Origin of the sequence: Pseudomonas triticifolii, from assembly GCF_014358015.1 — a bacterium.
Lineage (GTDB): Bacteria > Pseudomonadota > Gammaproteobacteria > Pseudomonadales > Pseudomonadaceae > Aquipseudomonas > Aquipseudomonas triticifolii.
This window is the reverse complement of the sequence record NZ_JACONV010000001.1, coordinates 153,791-168,101: the sequence shown is the minus strand read 5'-3', so window position 1 is coordinate 168,101 and position 14,311 is coordinate 153,791. Positions and strand designations below refer to the sequence as shown.

The window sequence follows — 14,311 nt, the reverse complement described above, 5'->3', positions numbered from 1 at the left end:
ACTCGTTCGATGAACTTCTCAAAATTCTTTATCTCGCGGCCGATCTTCGCCGCCGTGCTGTCGCTGTTGATCCTGATCGCCGGTGCCATCTCGCTGTTCCAATTGCCCATCAGTGAATACCCGGAAGTCGTGCCGCCCACCGTCGTCGTGCGCGCCAACTTCCCGGGTGCCAACCCCAAGGTAATCGGCGAAACCGTGGCCTCGCCACTGGAACAGGCCATTACCGGCGTCGAGAACATGCTCTATATGTCGTCGCAGGCTACCGCCGACGGCAAACTGACCCTGACCATCACCTTCGCGCTGGGCACCGACCTGGACAACGCGCAGGTGCAGGTGCAGAACCGCGTGACGCGCACCGAACCCAAGCTGCCTGAAGAGGTGACGCGGATCGGTATCACGGTGGACAAGGCCTCTCCCGACCTGACCATGGTCGTGCACTTGACCTCGCCGGACCAGCGCTACGACATGCTGTACCTGTCCAACTATGCAGTGCTCAACATCAAGGATGAGCTGGCACGACTGGGAGGTGTGGGCGATGTGCAGCTATTCGGTATGGGCGACTACTCGCTGCGCGTCTGGCTCGACCCGAACAAGACCGCCTCGCGTAACCTGACCGCCACTGACGTGGTCAATGCGATTCGCGAGCAGAACCGTCAGGTTGCCGCAGGCCAGTTGGGCGCCCCGCCCTCGCCCAATGCCACCAGCTTCCAGATGTCGATCAACACTCAGGGCCGTCTGGTCACCGAGGAAGAGTTCGAGAACGTGGTGATACGCGCCGGTGCCGATGGCGAAATCACTCGCCTGAAAGACGTGGCCCGCATCGAACTGGGCTCCAGCCAGTACGCCTTGCGTTCGCTGCTCAACAACCAGCCTGCTGTAGCGATGCCGATCTTCCAGCGCCCGGGCTCCAACGCCATCGATATTTCCAACGATGTGCGGGCCAAAATGGCCGAGCTGAAAAAAGGCTTCCCCGAGGGGATGGACTACAGCATCGTGTATGACCCGACCATCTTCGTGCGCGGTTCCATCGAAGCGGTGATCCACACCCTGTTCGAAGCACTGATTCTGGTGGTGCTGGTGGTGATCCTGTTCCTGCAGACCTGGCGCGCCTCGATCATTCCGCTGGTGGCCGTGCCGGTGTCGCTGATCGGTACGTTCGCAGTGATGCACCTGTTCGGCTTCTCGCTCAACGCGCTGTCGCTGTTCGGGCTGGTGCTGGCCATCGGGATCGTGGTGGACGATGCGATCGTGGTGGTGGAAAACGTCGAGCGAAACATCGAGCTGGGGCTTGAACCGGTCGCAGCAACTCATAAAGCCATGGCTGAAGTGACCGGTCCAATCATTGCCACGGCGCTGGTGCTCTGTGCGGTCTTCGTGCCTGCAGCGTTCATTTCCGGCCTCACCGGACAGTTCTACAAACAGTTCGCGTTGACCATTGCCATCTCGACCGTGATCTCGGCGTTCAACTCGCTGACCCTGTCGCCTGCACTGGCCGCCGTTCTGCTAAAAGGACATGACGCGCCCAAGGACCGTTTCTCACGCTTCCTCGACAAGCTGCTGGGCGGCTGGCTGTTCCGTCCGTTCAACCGCTTCTTCGAGAAGGCCAGCCATGGCTACGTCGGCACGGTTGCACGGGTGATTCGCAGCAGCGGCATCGCGCTGCTGGTGTACGCAGGCCTGATGGTACTGACCTGGATGGGGTTCTCCAGCACACCGACCGGTTTCGTACCCAGCCAGGACAAGCAATACCTGGTGGCCTTTGCCCAGTTGCCGGATGCGGCGAGCCTGGACCGCACCGAAGACGTCATCAAGCGCATGTCTGAGCTGGCCCTGAAACAGCCGGGCGTGGAAAACGCAATTGCGTTCCCGGGCCTCTCGATCAACGGGTTCACCAACAGCCCGAACAACGGTGTCGTGTTCGTCGCGCTCAAGCCGTTCGATCAGCGCACCGACCCGAGCCAGTCGGCCAATGCCATTGCCGGTGCCTTGAACGGCCAGTTCGCGTCGATTCAGGAAGCCTACATGGCGATCTTCCCGCCGCCTCCGGTCCAGGGCCTGGGCACCATCGGCGGCTTCCGCCTGCAGATCGAGGACCGAGGCAATCTGGGCTACGACGAGCTGTACAAGGAAACCCAGAATGTCATCGCCAAAAGCCGTAGCGTGCCTGAACTGGCAGGCCTGTTCACCAGCTACACCGTGAACGTACCGCAGGTCGATGCATCGATTGACCGTGAAAAGGCCAAGACCCACGGCGTGGCGATCAGCGACATCTTCGACACCCTGCAGGTCTACCTGGGCTCCCTGTACGCCAACGACTTCAACCGTTTTGGTCGTACTTATCAGGTCAACGTTCAGGCTGAACAGCAGTTCCGTCAGGATGCCGACCAGATCGGTCAGCTCAAGGTGCGTAACAACCTGGGCGAAATGATCCCGCTGGCGACCTTCGTCAAGGTCACCGACACAGCAGGCCCCGACCGAGTGATGCACTACAACGGTTTCATCACGGCCGAGATCAACGGCGCTGCAGCACCGGGTTATAGCTCGGGTCAGGCCCAGGCTGCGATCGAGAAACTGCTCAAGGAAGAACTGCCCAACGGCATGGTCTACGAATGGACCGACCTGACCTATCAGCAGATTCTGTCGGGTAACACCGCGCTGTTCGTCTTCCCGCTCTGCGTGCTGCTGGCGTTCCTGGTACTGGCCGCTCAATACGAAAGCTGGAGCCTGCCGCTGGCAGTGATCCTGATCGTGCCGATGACGCTGCTGTCAGCGATTGCCGGGGTGATGATTGCCGGTAGCGACAACAACATCTTCACCCAGATCGGCCTGATCGTACTGGTGGGCCTGGCCTGCAAGAATGCGATTCTGATCGTCGAATTCGCCAAGGATAAACAGGAAGAAGGCATGAGCCCGCTGGACGCCGTCCTGGAAGCCTGCCGCCTGCGCCTGCGCCCGATCCTGATGACCTCGTTCGCCTTCATCATGGGGGTCGTGCCACTCGTCCTCTCCAGTGGTGCCGGTGCCGAGATGCGCCATGCCATGGGCGTGGCGGTGTTCTCCGGGATGCTTGGCGTCACCTTCTTCGGCCTGTTGCTGACACCGGTGTTCTACGTGCTGATCCGTAACTTCGTCGAGCGCCAGCAGGCCCGCAAGGCCGCACGGGCGCAAAAACTGCAAACACTGCCTGCGGAGACGCATTGATGAGCGCCCTTAAACTCTTCGTCCCGAGCCTGTTGGTCCTGGCCCTGGCGGCCTGCGCCGTCGGCCCGGACTACAAGACGCCCGATACTGCACCGGCGAAACTGGCCGCTGCCGCGCAGGGCAACTACGACCGCACCAAGGCCGATGCAGCGTGGTGGAAGCAGTTCGACGATCCGACCCTCGACAAACTGGTCACTCAGTCACTCGAGGGCAACCGGGATTTGCGCGTGGCCTTTGCACGTTTGAAAGCGGCGCGCGCCATTCGCGATGACGTCGCAAACGATGCCATGCCGGTGGTGACGAGCCGGGCCAGCAGTGATTTGGGCAAAGGCCAGCAGCCTGGCGTGACCGAGCGTCGTGTCAACAGTGAGCGCTACGACCTGGGCCTGGACATGGCCTGGGAGCTGGACCTGTTCGGGCGTATTCAGCGTCAACTGGAAGCCAGCGATGCCGACGCAGCGGCCGCGCAGGCCAGTCTTTATCAGTTGCAGGTCACACTGATTGCCGAAGTGGTCGACGCCTACGGGCAACTGCGTGGCGCGCAACTGCGCGAGGCCATTGCACGGGATAACCTGAAGAATCAACAGAACTCCCAAGGCGTGACCACGCAACTGCGCGATGCCGGTGTAGGTAACGAGCTGGATGTGGTCCGGGCGGATGCGCGGCTGGCAGCGGTTGAAGCCACCGTTCCGCAGTTGCAGGCCGAGCAGGTGCGTCAGCGCAACCGGATCGCGACCTTGCTGGGTGAGCGGCCCGAGAGCCTCAGCGTGGATTTGAGCCCGACCACATTGCCCGCCATCGCCAAGGCGCTGCCGATTGGCGATCCCACCCAGGTGCTGCGCAACCGACCTGATGTTCTGGCCGCAGAGCGCCAGCTTGCCGCCTCGACTGCGCGCATCGGTGTCGCCACCGCTGACCTGTTTCCAAGGGTCAGCCTGAGTGGATTCCTCGGTTTCACCGCCGGGCGTGGTTCGCAGATCGGCTCTTCAGCGGCCAAGGCCTGGTCGCTGGGCCCGAGCATCACCTGGGCAGCCTTCGACCTGGGCAGCGTCCGGGCGCAGATTCGCAGCGCCAATGCCGACGCTGAAGGCGCGCTGGCAAATTACGAACAGCAGGTGCTGCTCGCGCTGGAAGAGTCGGAAAACGCATTCAGCGATTACGATAAACGCCAGCAGCGTTTGCTGTCGCTGATTCGGCAGAGCGAAGCCAGCCGTGCGGCGGCACGCCTGGCCTCGATACAGTATCGCGAGGGCACCGCCGACTTCCTCGTGCTGCTGGACGCCGAGCGTGAACGACTCGCGGCCGAAGACTCACAGGCCCAGGGTGAGATCGAGCTGTATCGCGGCATTGTTGCCATCTACAAGGCGCTAGGTGGCGGCTGGCAGCCACAAGCCTGATAGACAATGTTCGGCAAACCCACCCCGCACCTGAAAAATGCGGGGTTTTTTACGCCTGTCGATCGAGCTTTTTGACGCGTAAGGTTTGACAGCGGACAGGCACTCCCCGAAGCTGCAAGCCGTCAAGCATTGGATATCGGTATGCCCAGTCTGCCTTCAAAGGGCTCCTCGCCTCAATCCGCTACCCGTCGTCGCTGGTTGACCGGCATTGCGATTGCCCTAGTCGTGTTGACGCTGTCGATCAGCTTCTGGTGGTGGCGCAGCGTGCCAGCACCCGCCGCTCCCGCCAGTCTGAGTCATACCTACGCACAGGCGCTGGACCAGGCTCACAATGGCAAGCCCGGTGCGGCCCGAGTGCTGTATCAGCAGCTGGCGCGTAAGGATCTGTCTGACGCGCACCGCATAACCTTGCTGACCGAACTGAGCAACTACCCCAGCCCACAGGCGCTGAAGTTACTGGATGCCGCACTGGGGCACGACTCCGCCCCCGTGCGCGAGGCAGCCATTGCAGCCAGTGTCAGGCTGGTATCCAGCAGCCAGCGCAGTCTGTTGCTCGGTCCATTGCTGGAAGATCGAGAACAATCCGTCCGGTTCGCGGCCACCCGCGCCTTGCTGGGTTTGTCACCCGACGACCTGGGACTGTACTTCGCCGTCCTGCAACAAAGTGCAGAAGCTTTCCAGGAGGCCCTCAAAAGCCAGCCACCCACTGCGCAGAACCAGTTGGAACTTGCCAGACTCTATTTGCAGACAGGTGATCTGGAGCCTGCTGTAACCGCTTTGCAACGCGCCACTGACCTGGATCCAGATAACATCGAAGCCGCCCTGGCCCATATAGAACTGCTGGATAAAAAAGGTCAGGCCGAACAGGCGCGCAGTCTTTTTGCCAGGCTGCTGGAGCGACACCCCGACTCCTCTATGCTGCAGCACGCGCTGGGAATGTGGTTACTGCACCATGACCAGGCCGAATACGCCCTGCTGAGCCTGGCCAAAGCGTCGGAGCTGAGCCCTGAAAACAGCGACTACCGCTATGACCTGGCAGCTGCGCTGCACGACCTGGACCAGCTGGAGGCTGCGCAGAAACAATTGGCACAAATTGTTCAGAGCGATCCGGCCAATCGCAAGGCACGTGTATTGTTGATCCAGTACTGGAAAGAAAACGGGCAATTGCAGAACGTCCAGGTCCTTCTTGCCGAGCTTGAACAGCAGAACCCCGACGACCCCGCACTGCAGCAAGGACTCTGAGCGAGGCACAAAAACGTCAGGGCAAAAGGCCATTCCCTGCATCGCTGAAGCCCTTTCGCCCCGGCGCTTTGAGTCCCTTCATACACTTCACGTACGCCGCCGTATTTATCTGTAGGACGTTTCTTTTTTCACGGCATTCAACGCAACGTTGCGCATCGGAATGCGGCGTCTATTATCAGAAATAACTTACACGGCGCGGCGCTCGATAACACTGCCTGTGTCTGCAACACTCAACTGAACAACGGCCGGCGATTTAAGCAATTTCAAGAAGACTGTTTTCTAACGCGAAAAAAAGGTGCATCATTTACGGGCGATCGAGTTTAACTACCCCTTATCTACGACCCGGCCAGACCGGACGGCTTAGTTTTTAGCATTGAACACGTGGGTAACGGGCAGGTATCAAACGAACCGATCAGCCAAACAGTTTTGTCTTATCGTTTTATTGGGCTGGCAACAGCCATGACATTGTCGGAGTGTGTTATTTGTCCAGACTTGCCGAGTTTCGAGCAGCAGAAAAAGCCCTTCAAGAGCAGCTGGCACAGCTGGAAGCCTTGAAGAATGACGCCGGGCTGAAGAAGGAGATTGAATTCGAGCAAAAGCTCCAGGACCTCATGGGTAGCTATGGCAAGAGCCTGCGCGACATCATCGCGATCCTCGACCCTGCCAGCTCTACATCGCTGGTTGCACCGGCTGGCCCCAAGCGCCGCCGTGCACGTATCGTCAAGGTTTATCAGAACCCGCACACCGGTGAACTGATTGAAACCAAGGGCGGCAATCACCGCGGTCTTAAAGCCTGGAAAGAGCAATACGGTGCGGACACTGTTGATTCATGGCTGCGTGCCTGATCACAACTATGTCACTTGAAGCCCTGCACCCGCAGGGCTTTTTATTGCCTGCCGGGCGATCGATTACTAGTCGCCAAACGGTGCGAGGACTATCACCGTCAAGGCGTGCACTATGACGCTACTCTCCCAAGCCTGCATCTTCCTGCTGAACTGAACTGCACGGTACATACAGGACGTGTCAGATTATTTACACCGAAAAAATAATGACGCCAATAAATTTTCGTTCAGGCATGCGATTCAGCTCACAGTTACAACTTGAAAAATTCAAGTTTATGTTCAGCGCCTCTTCAGGTTTAACTACTTAGAATAATTACTCAACGCGAAGATATCCGCTCTCAGGGCCGCACGGACGGGAGCCTGGGGCGAGACTCGATAAAAGGACGCAAAGAGGTTCACACTTTTTTCACATGCGGTCTTCCATGATGAAGACCGCTAAAGGAATAGCGCCCCATGCCCGCCTCGGCGGGCTTCTTTTTGCCCGCAGAAAAGCCCCTCACTCTCCTCCGCCAAGCTGAAGCCCCTCGCGAATGTGCAGCGCCTCCGCCTTGTTGTCCGCATACCCCTGCGCCGATCCCGCATAGGACAATGACCAGGCCGTGTTCTTATTGGCAGCCGCCACAAGCGTTTGAGTCATGACATGCACGCCGTTCTGGGTGACGGTGCAGGTGGTCTCCAGCGCAGGAACGACACTGAGCTGCCCACTACGTACATGCGTGCAGACACTCTGAAACCCGCTTCGGGCGAAATTGACCTGAATCGATTTGCGCATTTCCAGCAAGACGCCCTGCACATTGACCTCGTGACCGGGTGCAAGCCGCGTCTGGGTCAACTCCATGACCATCAGCGGATTACCCAGTTGATCGTTTTTGACCGCTCGCTGTCTGACCTGCACGGAGGGTTGAGCGGGAGCATCAGTCGCAGCGGGTAACGACTCCACTTCCCAACCGGCTGGCCACAGGATCACCGCATCGGCATGAGCGCCAGTAGCAGCCGCCAGCAGGCACAAGCTGAGGAGCGAAGGTCGGCAGTGCGAAAGAATCATGATCATGGCCATCAGTGCGGTGAGCCGGAAATTCTGAGCCTGTCGTTAGCCGCTAGCAAGAGGGCCCCTGCTTTTATCGACACACAGGTTTGGCACACGCTCCCCCACTCCGTATCATTTGGCACTATTCACACACTGGCTGGAGACAATTCATGAGCCTGCAAGACCTCAATTCCTTCCCTGGCGTGACAGCAGAACCTGAAGCCGCTACCCAGCAGTTCGTGTTCAATCACACCATGCTGCGCGTCAAGGACATCACAGCCTCTCTGGACTTCTACACTCGCGTTCTGGGGTTCAGCCTGGTTGAAAAGCGCGATTTCCCGGAAGCCGAGTTCAGCCTGTATTTTCTGGCGCTGACGGACAAAAAACTGATTCCGACTGACGACAAGGCCCGCAGCGAGTGGATGAAGTCGATTCCGGGCATTCTGGAACTGACCCACAACCACGGCACCGAGAACGACCCGTCAGCCGTTTATCACGATGGCAACAGCGACCCGCGTGGCTTTGGTCACATCTGCGTGTCGGTACCGGATGTCGTCGCCGCGTGCGAACGCTTCGAGAAACTGGATGTGAAGTTTCAGAAACGCCTCTCTGACGGCCGCATGAACAGCCTGGCGTTCATCAAGGACCCGGATGGCTACTGGGTCGAGATCATCCAGCCAACGCCGCTGTAAACTCGCGACGAACAAAAAAGCCCCCGGCGACGTGAGTCTCCGGGGGCTTTTGGTTTGGTGGCTACCTGTCAGGCTGGCGCGGACGTGCGGATCAAGTGATCGAAGGCGCTCAACGAGGCCTTGGCGCCCTCGCCCAGCGCGATAATGATCTGCTTGTACGGCGCCACAGTCACGTCACCGGCCGCGAAAATGCCCGGTATCGAGGTTTCACCGCGCGCATCGACCACGATCTCGCCGCGTGGCGACAGCTCGATGGAGCCTTTGAGCCATTCGCTGTTGGGCAGCAGGCCGATCTGCACGAAGATACCTTCAAGCGGCACATTGATTTCTTCACCGCTCACGCGATTCTTGTAGCGCAGGCCGTTGACCTTCTGCTCGTCACCGGTCACTTCAGTGGTTTGCGCACTGGTGATGACCGTCACGTTAGGCAGGCTGTTCAACTTGCGCTGCAATACCGCGTCGGCACGCAATTGAACGTCGAACTCCAACAGCGTCACGTGAGACACAATGCCCGCCAGGTCGATAGCCGCTTCAACACCCGAGTTACCGCCGCCGATCACTGCAACGCGCTTGCCTTTGAACAGCGGGCCGTCGCAGTGCGGGCAGTAAGCCACGCCCTTGTTGCGGTATTGCTGCTCGCCGGGAACGCCCATCTCTCTCCAGCGCGCACCGGTCGCCAGAATCAGCGTCTTGGCTTTCAGGCTTGCGCCGCTGGCGAACTTGACTTCGTGCAGTTCACCGGCAGCGCCAGGAATCAGCTTGTCGGCGCGTTGCAGGTTCATGATGTCGACTTCGTATTGCTTGACGTGTTCTTCAAGCGCTACCGCAAGCTTCGGACCTTCGGTGTGCTGTACGGAGATGAAGTTCTCGATGGCCATAGTGTCGAGCACCTGACCGCCAAAGCGTTCGGCTGCAACGCCGGTACGAATGCCTTTACGTGCGGCATAAACAGCAGCTGCCGAACCAGCAGGTCCGCCGCCCACCACCAGAACGTCGAATGCCTCTTTGGCATTGAGCTTGTCGGCCTGACGCGCACCGGCACCGGTGTCGATCTTCGCCAGAATTTCTTCCAGACCCATACGGCCCTGGCCGAACAGCTCACCGTTCAGGTAGATGCTGGGCACCGACATGATCTTGCGATCAGTCACTTCGTCCTGGAACAGCGCGCCGTCGATGGCGATGTGCTGGATGTTCGGGTTCAGTACTGCCATCAGGTTCAGTGCCTGGACAACGTCCGGGCAGTTCTGGCAGGACTGCGAAAAATAGGTTTCGAACTTGAAGTCGCCTTGAAGATTGCGAACCTGCTCGATGGTTTCCGCGCTGACCTTGGGTGGGTAGCCGCCAACTTGCAGCAACGCCAGGACCAGCGAGGTGAATTCGTGCCCCATGGGGATACCGGCGAAACGCAGGCTGATATCGTGGCCAGGGCTGTTCAGCGAGAACGATGGCGTACGTGCATCCGATCCGCTGTCATTCAAGGTGACGTCTTTGGAAACACTGATCACGTCATTGAGCAGTGCAAGCATTTCCTGAGACTTCGCGCCGTCATCAAGGGACGCGACGATCTCGATGGGGCGAGTGACCCGCTCCAGGTAAGATTTCAACTGGGCTTTAAGATTGGCGTCCAACATGTGGCAGCTTCCTTCGACAAATTTTCAGAGGGTAGAAATAACAACGCCCAGGCGATGACCGCCCGGGCGTTTTTTGGGGCGATGCGGTTTACTTGCTCAAGAGCTCAACGCCCCTAGCCGATTCATACGACTCAGATCTTGCCGACCAGGTCCAGAGACGGCGCCAGAGTGGCCTCGCCTTCTTTCCACTTGGCAGGGCAGACTTCGCCCGGGTGAGCAGCAACGTACTGAGCAGCCTTGATCTTGCGCAGCAGCTCGGAAGCGTCACGGCCTACGCCGCCATCGTTCAGTTCAACGATTTTGATCTGACCTTCAGGGTTGATCACGAACGTACCGCGGTCAGCCAGACCGGCTTCTTCGATCAGCACGTCGAAGTTGCGCGAGATGGTCAGAGTCGGGTCGCCGATCATGGTGTACTGGATTTTGCCGATTGCAGGCGAAGTGTTGTGCCATGCAGCGTGGGCGAAGTGGGTGTCAGTCGAAACGCTGTAGATTTCAACGCCCAGCTTCTGGAATTCAGCGTAGTTGTCAGCCAGGTCTTCCAGTTCGGTCGGGCAAACGAAGGTGAAGTCGGCCGGGTAGAAGAATACGACAGACCATTTGCCTTTGAAGTCAGCATCCGAAACGTCAACGAAAGAGCCGTTCTTGTAAGCAGTTGCCTTGAACGGTTTTACCTGGCTGTTGATGATAGGCATCGGTATATCTCCTGATGGGTTGTGAATTCGATGAAGTGAAGCTTACGCAGGATCGATGACAAAGGCTCATTGGCAAACCTCATGTCACTGATTGCTTTTCGCTATGGAAGCGGCTTATCAATAGAAGAAACCTTCATAACGTTTCCGCCTTCGAAAGCGCTCTGAAACGGCGCGGCGTCAATGTAACGCATCGCGGACTTCATGTCCCTCCAGCCCACGTACGCCATCAAGGACTTGAGATCCCATCCGTTATGGTGCGCCCAACTGGCGAAACCACGACGCAGCGAGTGACTGGTGTAGGGTTGGGCGGCAATACCTGCGCGGGCGAGCGCGTGACGCAACAGGGGTATGACACTGTTGGCGTGCAGCCCCTCCTCGCTCAGATTGCCCCAGCGGTCCACTCCCCGAAACACGGGCCCGCGCACCAATGCCGCGCAGTTGACCCAGTCGATATAGGCCTGAACCGGACACAGCCTTTGCAGCGCAGGGGTTTGATAAGTCCTGCCCGCGTTGTCCCGATCACTTTTGCTGCGCGGCAGATAAAGGCTGATCCCCGCGCCGGCGATGGCCTTGACATCCTGAACCTGCAGGCGACACAACTCGTCGCTGCGAAATCCACGCCAGAAACCGAGCAAGATAAGCGCCGCATCACGACGGCAACGCAAGACACCAGGCTGATCGTGACGCGCCTGCGCTTGCAGCGCTCCGGCGTCAAGACTGGCAACCACGCGCTCCAGATCGAGCAGTTGCAGCGGCTCTGCCTGTTTCTCCTGCGCGGGGTGCAGGGCGCGAATACCTTTAAGCACCTTACGCACCATTGGTGCGCGGGTCGGGTCGGCGAAACCCTGGCTCGAATGCCATTGAGCCAACCCTGACAAGCGCGATTTCAGGGTATTGACCGACAACTGTCCCGCGTAGAACGCCAGGTAGCGCGCCACGCTTTCGCTGGTAGCGGGCAGAAACCCGCCCCACGTCACTTCGAAATGCTCGACGGCCGCCCGGTAGCTGCGGCGCGTGTTGTCGCGGGTCGCCGCCTCAAGGTAGCGATCGACGTCATTCATGTGCAAAACCTGCGTGGATGTACCGAATGGAGGCCCAAAAATGCGATAGACGCACCTGACACGGGATAATACGCCAATATCCCATGCGATAAAATTCAAATAATGACGAAATTAACTGATCAATATAGTATGTAATTACAGGGTACATACCACAGTACGAAATCGTAGGAGCAAACATGGCACGGGGTGGCGTTAACAAGGCATTGGTGCTCAAGGCAAGGGCCGCCCTGCTGGCTCGCGGGGAAAACCCCAGCATTGATGCAGTACGTATCGAAATGGGCAATACAGGGTCCAAGACCACTATCCACCGTTACCTCAAGGAACTTGAGATTACCCATGCACCCACGCCAGACATCAACGAAGAGCTGACCGGCCTGGTAGCCAATCTTGCGCAGCGCCTGCAAGAACAGGCGCAGGAACGCATCGACCAGCTATGCCTGGATCACGACACAAAATGCAAAGCCATTCAGGAAGCTCTATCGACGGCGCAGCAAAAAATGGACGGCCTGAACGAGCACATCCAGCAGAAGGATCAGACGCTGGAACAACAAGCCACCGCCCTGCTGAATCTGCAGGAAGCACTGCAAGCCTCACGCAACGAAAACACTCGACTGACGCAGGCCAACTCAGACTTGGAGTCGCGCCTGCTGGACAAGCAGGCGCAGATCCACTCTCTTGAAGAAAAACACCAGCACTCACGTGACGCGCTTGAGCACTATCGCAACTCGATCCGCGAACAACGCGAACATGAACAGCAGCGCCACGAAGGCCAGGTACAGCAACTGCAGATGGAATTGCGCCAGGCGCAGCAAAGCCTGAGCATCCGCCAGGAAGGCATCACTCAATTAAACCGCGACAACGAACGACTGCTGGCCGAGGCTCGCAACACGCAACGCGAACTGAACAGTCAAAAGGACCTGACCGAAAAAGTCAGCGCCCAGGCTGCAGCGTCAGCCAAAGAGCATCAGCACGTTCAGACGCAGTGCGCCCTGCTGGAAGAAAAACTGCGAAACCTGCACGACGATCACGTCGATCTCAAGCAGAACCTGAAAGATGCCCAACAGCAAAACCGCATGCTGGAACTGTTGCTGATCAAGAAAGAGGCCGTACTGGAGGCACTGAAGCCGCCCACAGAGCCCACGCCAAAAGCCAGGTCAGCCCGCAAGAAGCCAGCCACGCCTTGACGCACAACTAACCCTGGCCGGTCAGCTGAGCCGATCAACCTTGCAGGGCAGGTACAAATCGACCCGAGTACCATGCCCCTCGACGCTCTCTATCTGCACATGCCCACCCGTCTGCTTGATGAAGCCGTAGACCATCGACAGCCCCAACCCCGTCCCCTGCCCGACAGGCTTGGTGGTGAAGAACGGATCGAAAACCTGATCAATCACACTTTGACTGATACCACAGCCCTCATCCTCGACACTGAGCATGACGTAGTCTCCCGGCGTCAGCGTGTTGCGCGGCGCAGCGATGGTCACAGACCGGGTCAACACCCGCAGTCGCCCGCCGTCCGGCATGGCATCGCGCGCATTGATAACCAGATTCAACAAGGCGTTCTCCAATTGATGCTCGTCCGTCCAGACCTGACTCAACGCCTCAGCCAACTCAATGTGCAGAGAGGTCTGTGCAGACACCGTACCTTGCAGCAGCTCCCGCATCGAGCGAACCATATCATTGACGTCGACGGCGCAGGTATTGAGCGCCTGACGCCTGGCAAAGGTCAGTAATCGCTGAGTGAGTGCGCCAGCACGATTAGCGGACGCGATGGCCGCGCCCACATAACGCTCGACATCGTCGAGGCGCCCTTCGACAGCCCTGCGCTGAATCAGATCCAGCGCTCCGAGCACGCCAGTCAGCATATTGTTGAAGTCGTGAGCGATGCCGCCCGTCAACTGACCCACAGCATCCATCTTCTGCGCATGGCGCAACACCTCTTCAGCCTGCGCCCGCTCATTGATCTGCACCTGCAGCAACTCATTGGCCGCTGCCAGTTCATGAGTCCGTTCGGCGACGCGCAACTCAAGACTTTCATTGAGTTCGCGCAAGGCTTCCTCGGCGCGGACCTGAGCAGTAATGTCGGTGTGAGTGCCCAACCAATGGGTGATATGGCCCTGTTCGTCGCGCATTGGCAAGGCGCGAGACAGAAACCAGTTGAAGGCTCCATCGCTGGACTTGATCGGAAAAGTGTCTTCCCAGATCGAACCCGTCGCAAAACAATACTGCAGCCGCGCAGCAACCCGCTCCCAATGCTCGGGGTCGAGAACCGAGCGCCAACCCAGCGCTCGCATGGACTCCAGTGAAGCGCCGGTATAGGCATACCAGCGCTCGTTGTACCACTGGACCCGGCCCTGGGGATTGGCCGTCCATGCCAGCTGGCTCATGTTGTCAGCCAGCGTTCTGAACTGGCGTTCGCTTTCGCGAAGCCTGTCGATCTGCTGCGTTGCAGCGTATCCCTGCCCGGCCATATACAAAGGCATGGCGACCTTTGGTCTTTCCTTGTCCACTGTCGGGTCCGTCCTC

11 protein-coding genes are annotated in these 14,311 nt (G+C 58.7%); 6 read left to right on the top strand and 5 right to left on the bottom strand.

Features of this window, described 5'->3' with window-relative positions; translation table 11 throughout:
- Window positions 1-9: 9 nt before the first annotated feature.
- The 4 genes from H8S56_RS00725 to H8S56_RS00710 all read left to right on the top strand — a co-directional run bounded on the left by H8S56_RS00725 (window position 10) and on the right by H8S56_RS00710 (window position 6,685).
- On the top strand, window positions 10-3,201 hold the full coding sequence (locus H8S56_RS00725; RefSeq protein WP_024687926.1) for an efflux RND transporter permease subunit: 3,192 nt from the start codon (window positions 10-12) through the stop codon (window positions 3,199-3,201).
- Entirely contained in the window at window positions 3,201-4,598 is a 1,398-nt protein-coding gene (locus H8S56_RS00720) for an efflux transporter outer membrane subunit (protein ID WP_187517561.1), read from the top strand. Before H8S56_RS00725 ends, H8S56_RS00720 begins: the two co-directional genes overlap by 1 nt.
- Window positions 4,599-4,739: 141 nt before the next feature.
- Window positions 4,740-5,840 (top strand): tetratricopeptide repeat protein, encoded by a 1,101-nt coding sequence (locus H8S56_RS00715; RefSeq protein WP_024687928.1) that lies wholly within the window; start codon window positions 4,740-4,742, stop codon window positions 5,838-5,840.
- 482 nt (window positions 5,841-6,322) lie between these two features.
- Window positions 6,323-6,685 (top strand): histone-like nucleoid-structuring protein, MvaT/MvaU family, encoded by a 363-nt coding sequence (locus tag H8S56_RS00710; protein WP_073162689.1) that lies wholly within the window; start codon window positions 6,323-6,325, stop codon window positions 6,683-6,685.
- Window positions 6,686-7,178: 493 nt separating this feature from the next.
- Here H8S56_RS00710 and H8S56_RS00705 read toward each other — a convergent pair whose 3' ends face one another.
- Window positions 7,179-7,727, bottom strand: a complete 549-nt coding sequence (locus H8S56_RS00705) for a DUF4946 domain-containing protein (protein ID WP_024687930.1) — start codon at window positions 7,725-7,727, stop codon at window positions 7,179-7,181.
- Between the two features lie 152 nt (window positions 7,728-7,879).
- Between H8S56_RS00705 and gloA the strand changes: the two genes are divergently transcribed.
- A complete protein-coding gene (gene gloA, locus H8S56_RS00700) occupies window positions 7,880-8,401 on the top strand; it encodes a lactoylglutathione lyase (RefSeq protein WP_187517560.1) in 522 nt (173 codons plus the stop codon).
- A 68-nt stretch (window positions 8,402-8,469) separates the two neighbouring features.
- On the opposite strand, the gene ahpF is transcribed toward gloA, so the two are convergent.
- The 3 genes from ahpF to H8S56_RS00685 form a co-directional block, all read right to left on the bottom strand.
- Complete coding sequence (gene ahpF, locus H8S56_RS00695; protein WP_187517559.1) at window positions 8,470-10,032, bottom strand: alkyl hydroperoxide reductase subunit F; 1,563 nt, start codon at window positions 10,030-10,032, stop codon at window positions 8,470-8,472.
- Window positions 10,033-10,163: 131 nt separating this feature from the next.
- The gene (gene ahpC / locus H8S56_RS00690; RefSeq protein WP_024687933.1) at window positions 10,164-10,727 is read right to left on the bottom strand and encodes an alkyl hydroperoxide reductase subunit C; all 564 of its coding nucleotides are present in this window, start codon (window positions 10,725-10,727) and stop codon (window positions 10,164-10,166) included.
- Window positions 10,728-10,828: 101 nt separating this feature from the next.
- Complete coding sequence (locus H8S56_RS00685; RefSeq protein WP_187517558.1) at window positions 10,829-11,788, bottom strand: site-specific integrase; 960 nt, start codon at window positions 11,786-11,788, stop codon at window positions 10,829-10,831.
- 176 nt (window positions 11,789-11,964) lie between these two features.
- On the opposite strand from H8S56_RS00685, the gene H8S56_RS00680 reads away from it, so the two are divergent.
- On the top strand, window positions 11,965-12,972 hold the full coding sequence (locus H8S56_RS00680) for a DNA-binding protein (protein WP_187517557.1): 1,008 nt from the start codon (window positions 11,965-11,967) through the stop codon (window positions 12,970-12,972).
- A gap of 21 nt (window positions 12,973-12,993) precedes the next feature.
- Here the strand turns inward: H8S56_RS00680 and H8S56_RS00675 are convergent, their stop codons facing one another.
- Entirely contained in the window at window positions 12,994-14,268 is a 1,275-nt protein-coding gene (locus tag H8S56_RS00675) for a hybrid sensor histidine kinase/response regulator (RefSeq protein WP_187517983.1), read from the bottom strand.
- Window positions 14,269-14,311: the final 43 nt, after the last annotated feature.

What these genes read in the sequence shown, in the direction of transcription:
- ahpC (WP_024687933.1), bottom strand. Translation starts at nt 10,727, where the DNA reads ATGCCTATCATCAACAGCCAGGTAAAACCGTTCAAGGCAACTGCTTAC.
- H8S56_RS00725 (WP_024687926.1), top strand. Translation starts at nt 10, where the DNA reads ATGAACTTCTCAAAATTCTTTATCTCGCGGCCGATCTTCGCCGCCGTG.
- gloA (WP_187517560.1), top strand. Translation starts at nt 7,880, where the DNA reads ATGAGCCTGCAAGACCTCAATTCCTTCCCTGGCGTGACAGCAGAACCT.
- H8S56_RS00680 (WP_187517557.1), top strand. Translation starts at nt 11,965, where the DNA reads ATGGCACGGGGTGGCGTTAACAAGGCATTGGTGCTCAAGGCAAGGGCC.
- H8S56_RS00715 (WP_024687928.1), top strand. Translation starts at nt 4,740, where the DNA reads ATGCCCAGTCTGCCTTCAAAGGGCTCCTCGCCTCAATCCGCTACCCGT.
- H8S56_RS00720 (WP_187517561.1), top strand. Translation starts at nt 3,201, where the DNA reads ATGAGCGCCCTTAAACTCTTCGTCCCGAGCCTGTTGGTCCTGGCCCTG.
- H8S56_RS00705 (WP_024687930.1), bottom strand. Translation starts at nt 7,727, where the DNA reads ATGATTCTTTCGCACTGCCGACCTTCGCTCCTCAGCTTGTGCCTGCTG.
- ahpF (WP_187517559.1), bottom strand. Translation starts at nt 10,032, where the DNA reads ATGTTGGACGCCAATCTTAAAGCCCAGTTGAAATCTTACCTGGAGCGG.
- H8S56_RS00675 (WP_187517983.1), bottom strand. Translation starts at nt 14,268, where the DNA reads ATGCCTTTGTATATGGCCGGGCAGGGATACGCTGCAACGCAGCAGATC.
- H8S56_RS00685 (WP_187517558.1), bottom strand. Translation starts at nt 11,788, where the DNA reads ATGAATGACGTCGATCGCTACCTTGAGGCGGCGACCCGCGACAACACG.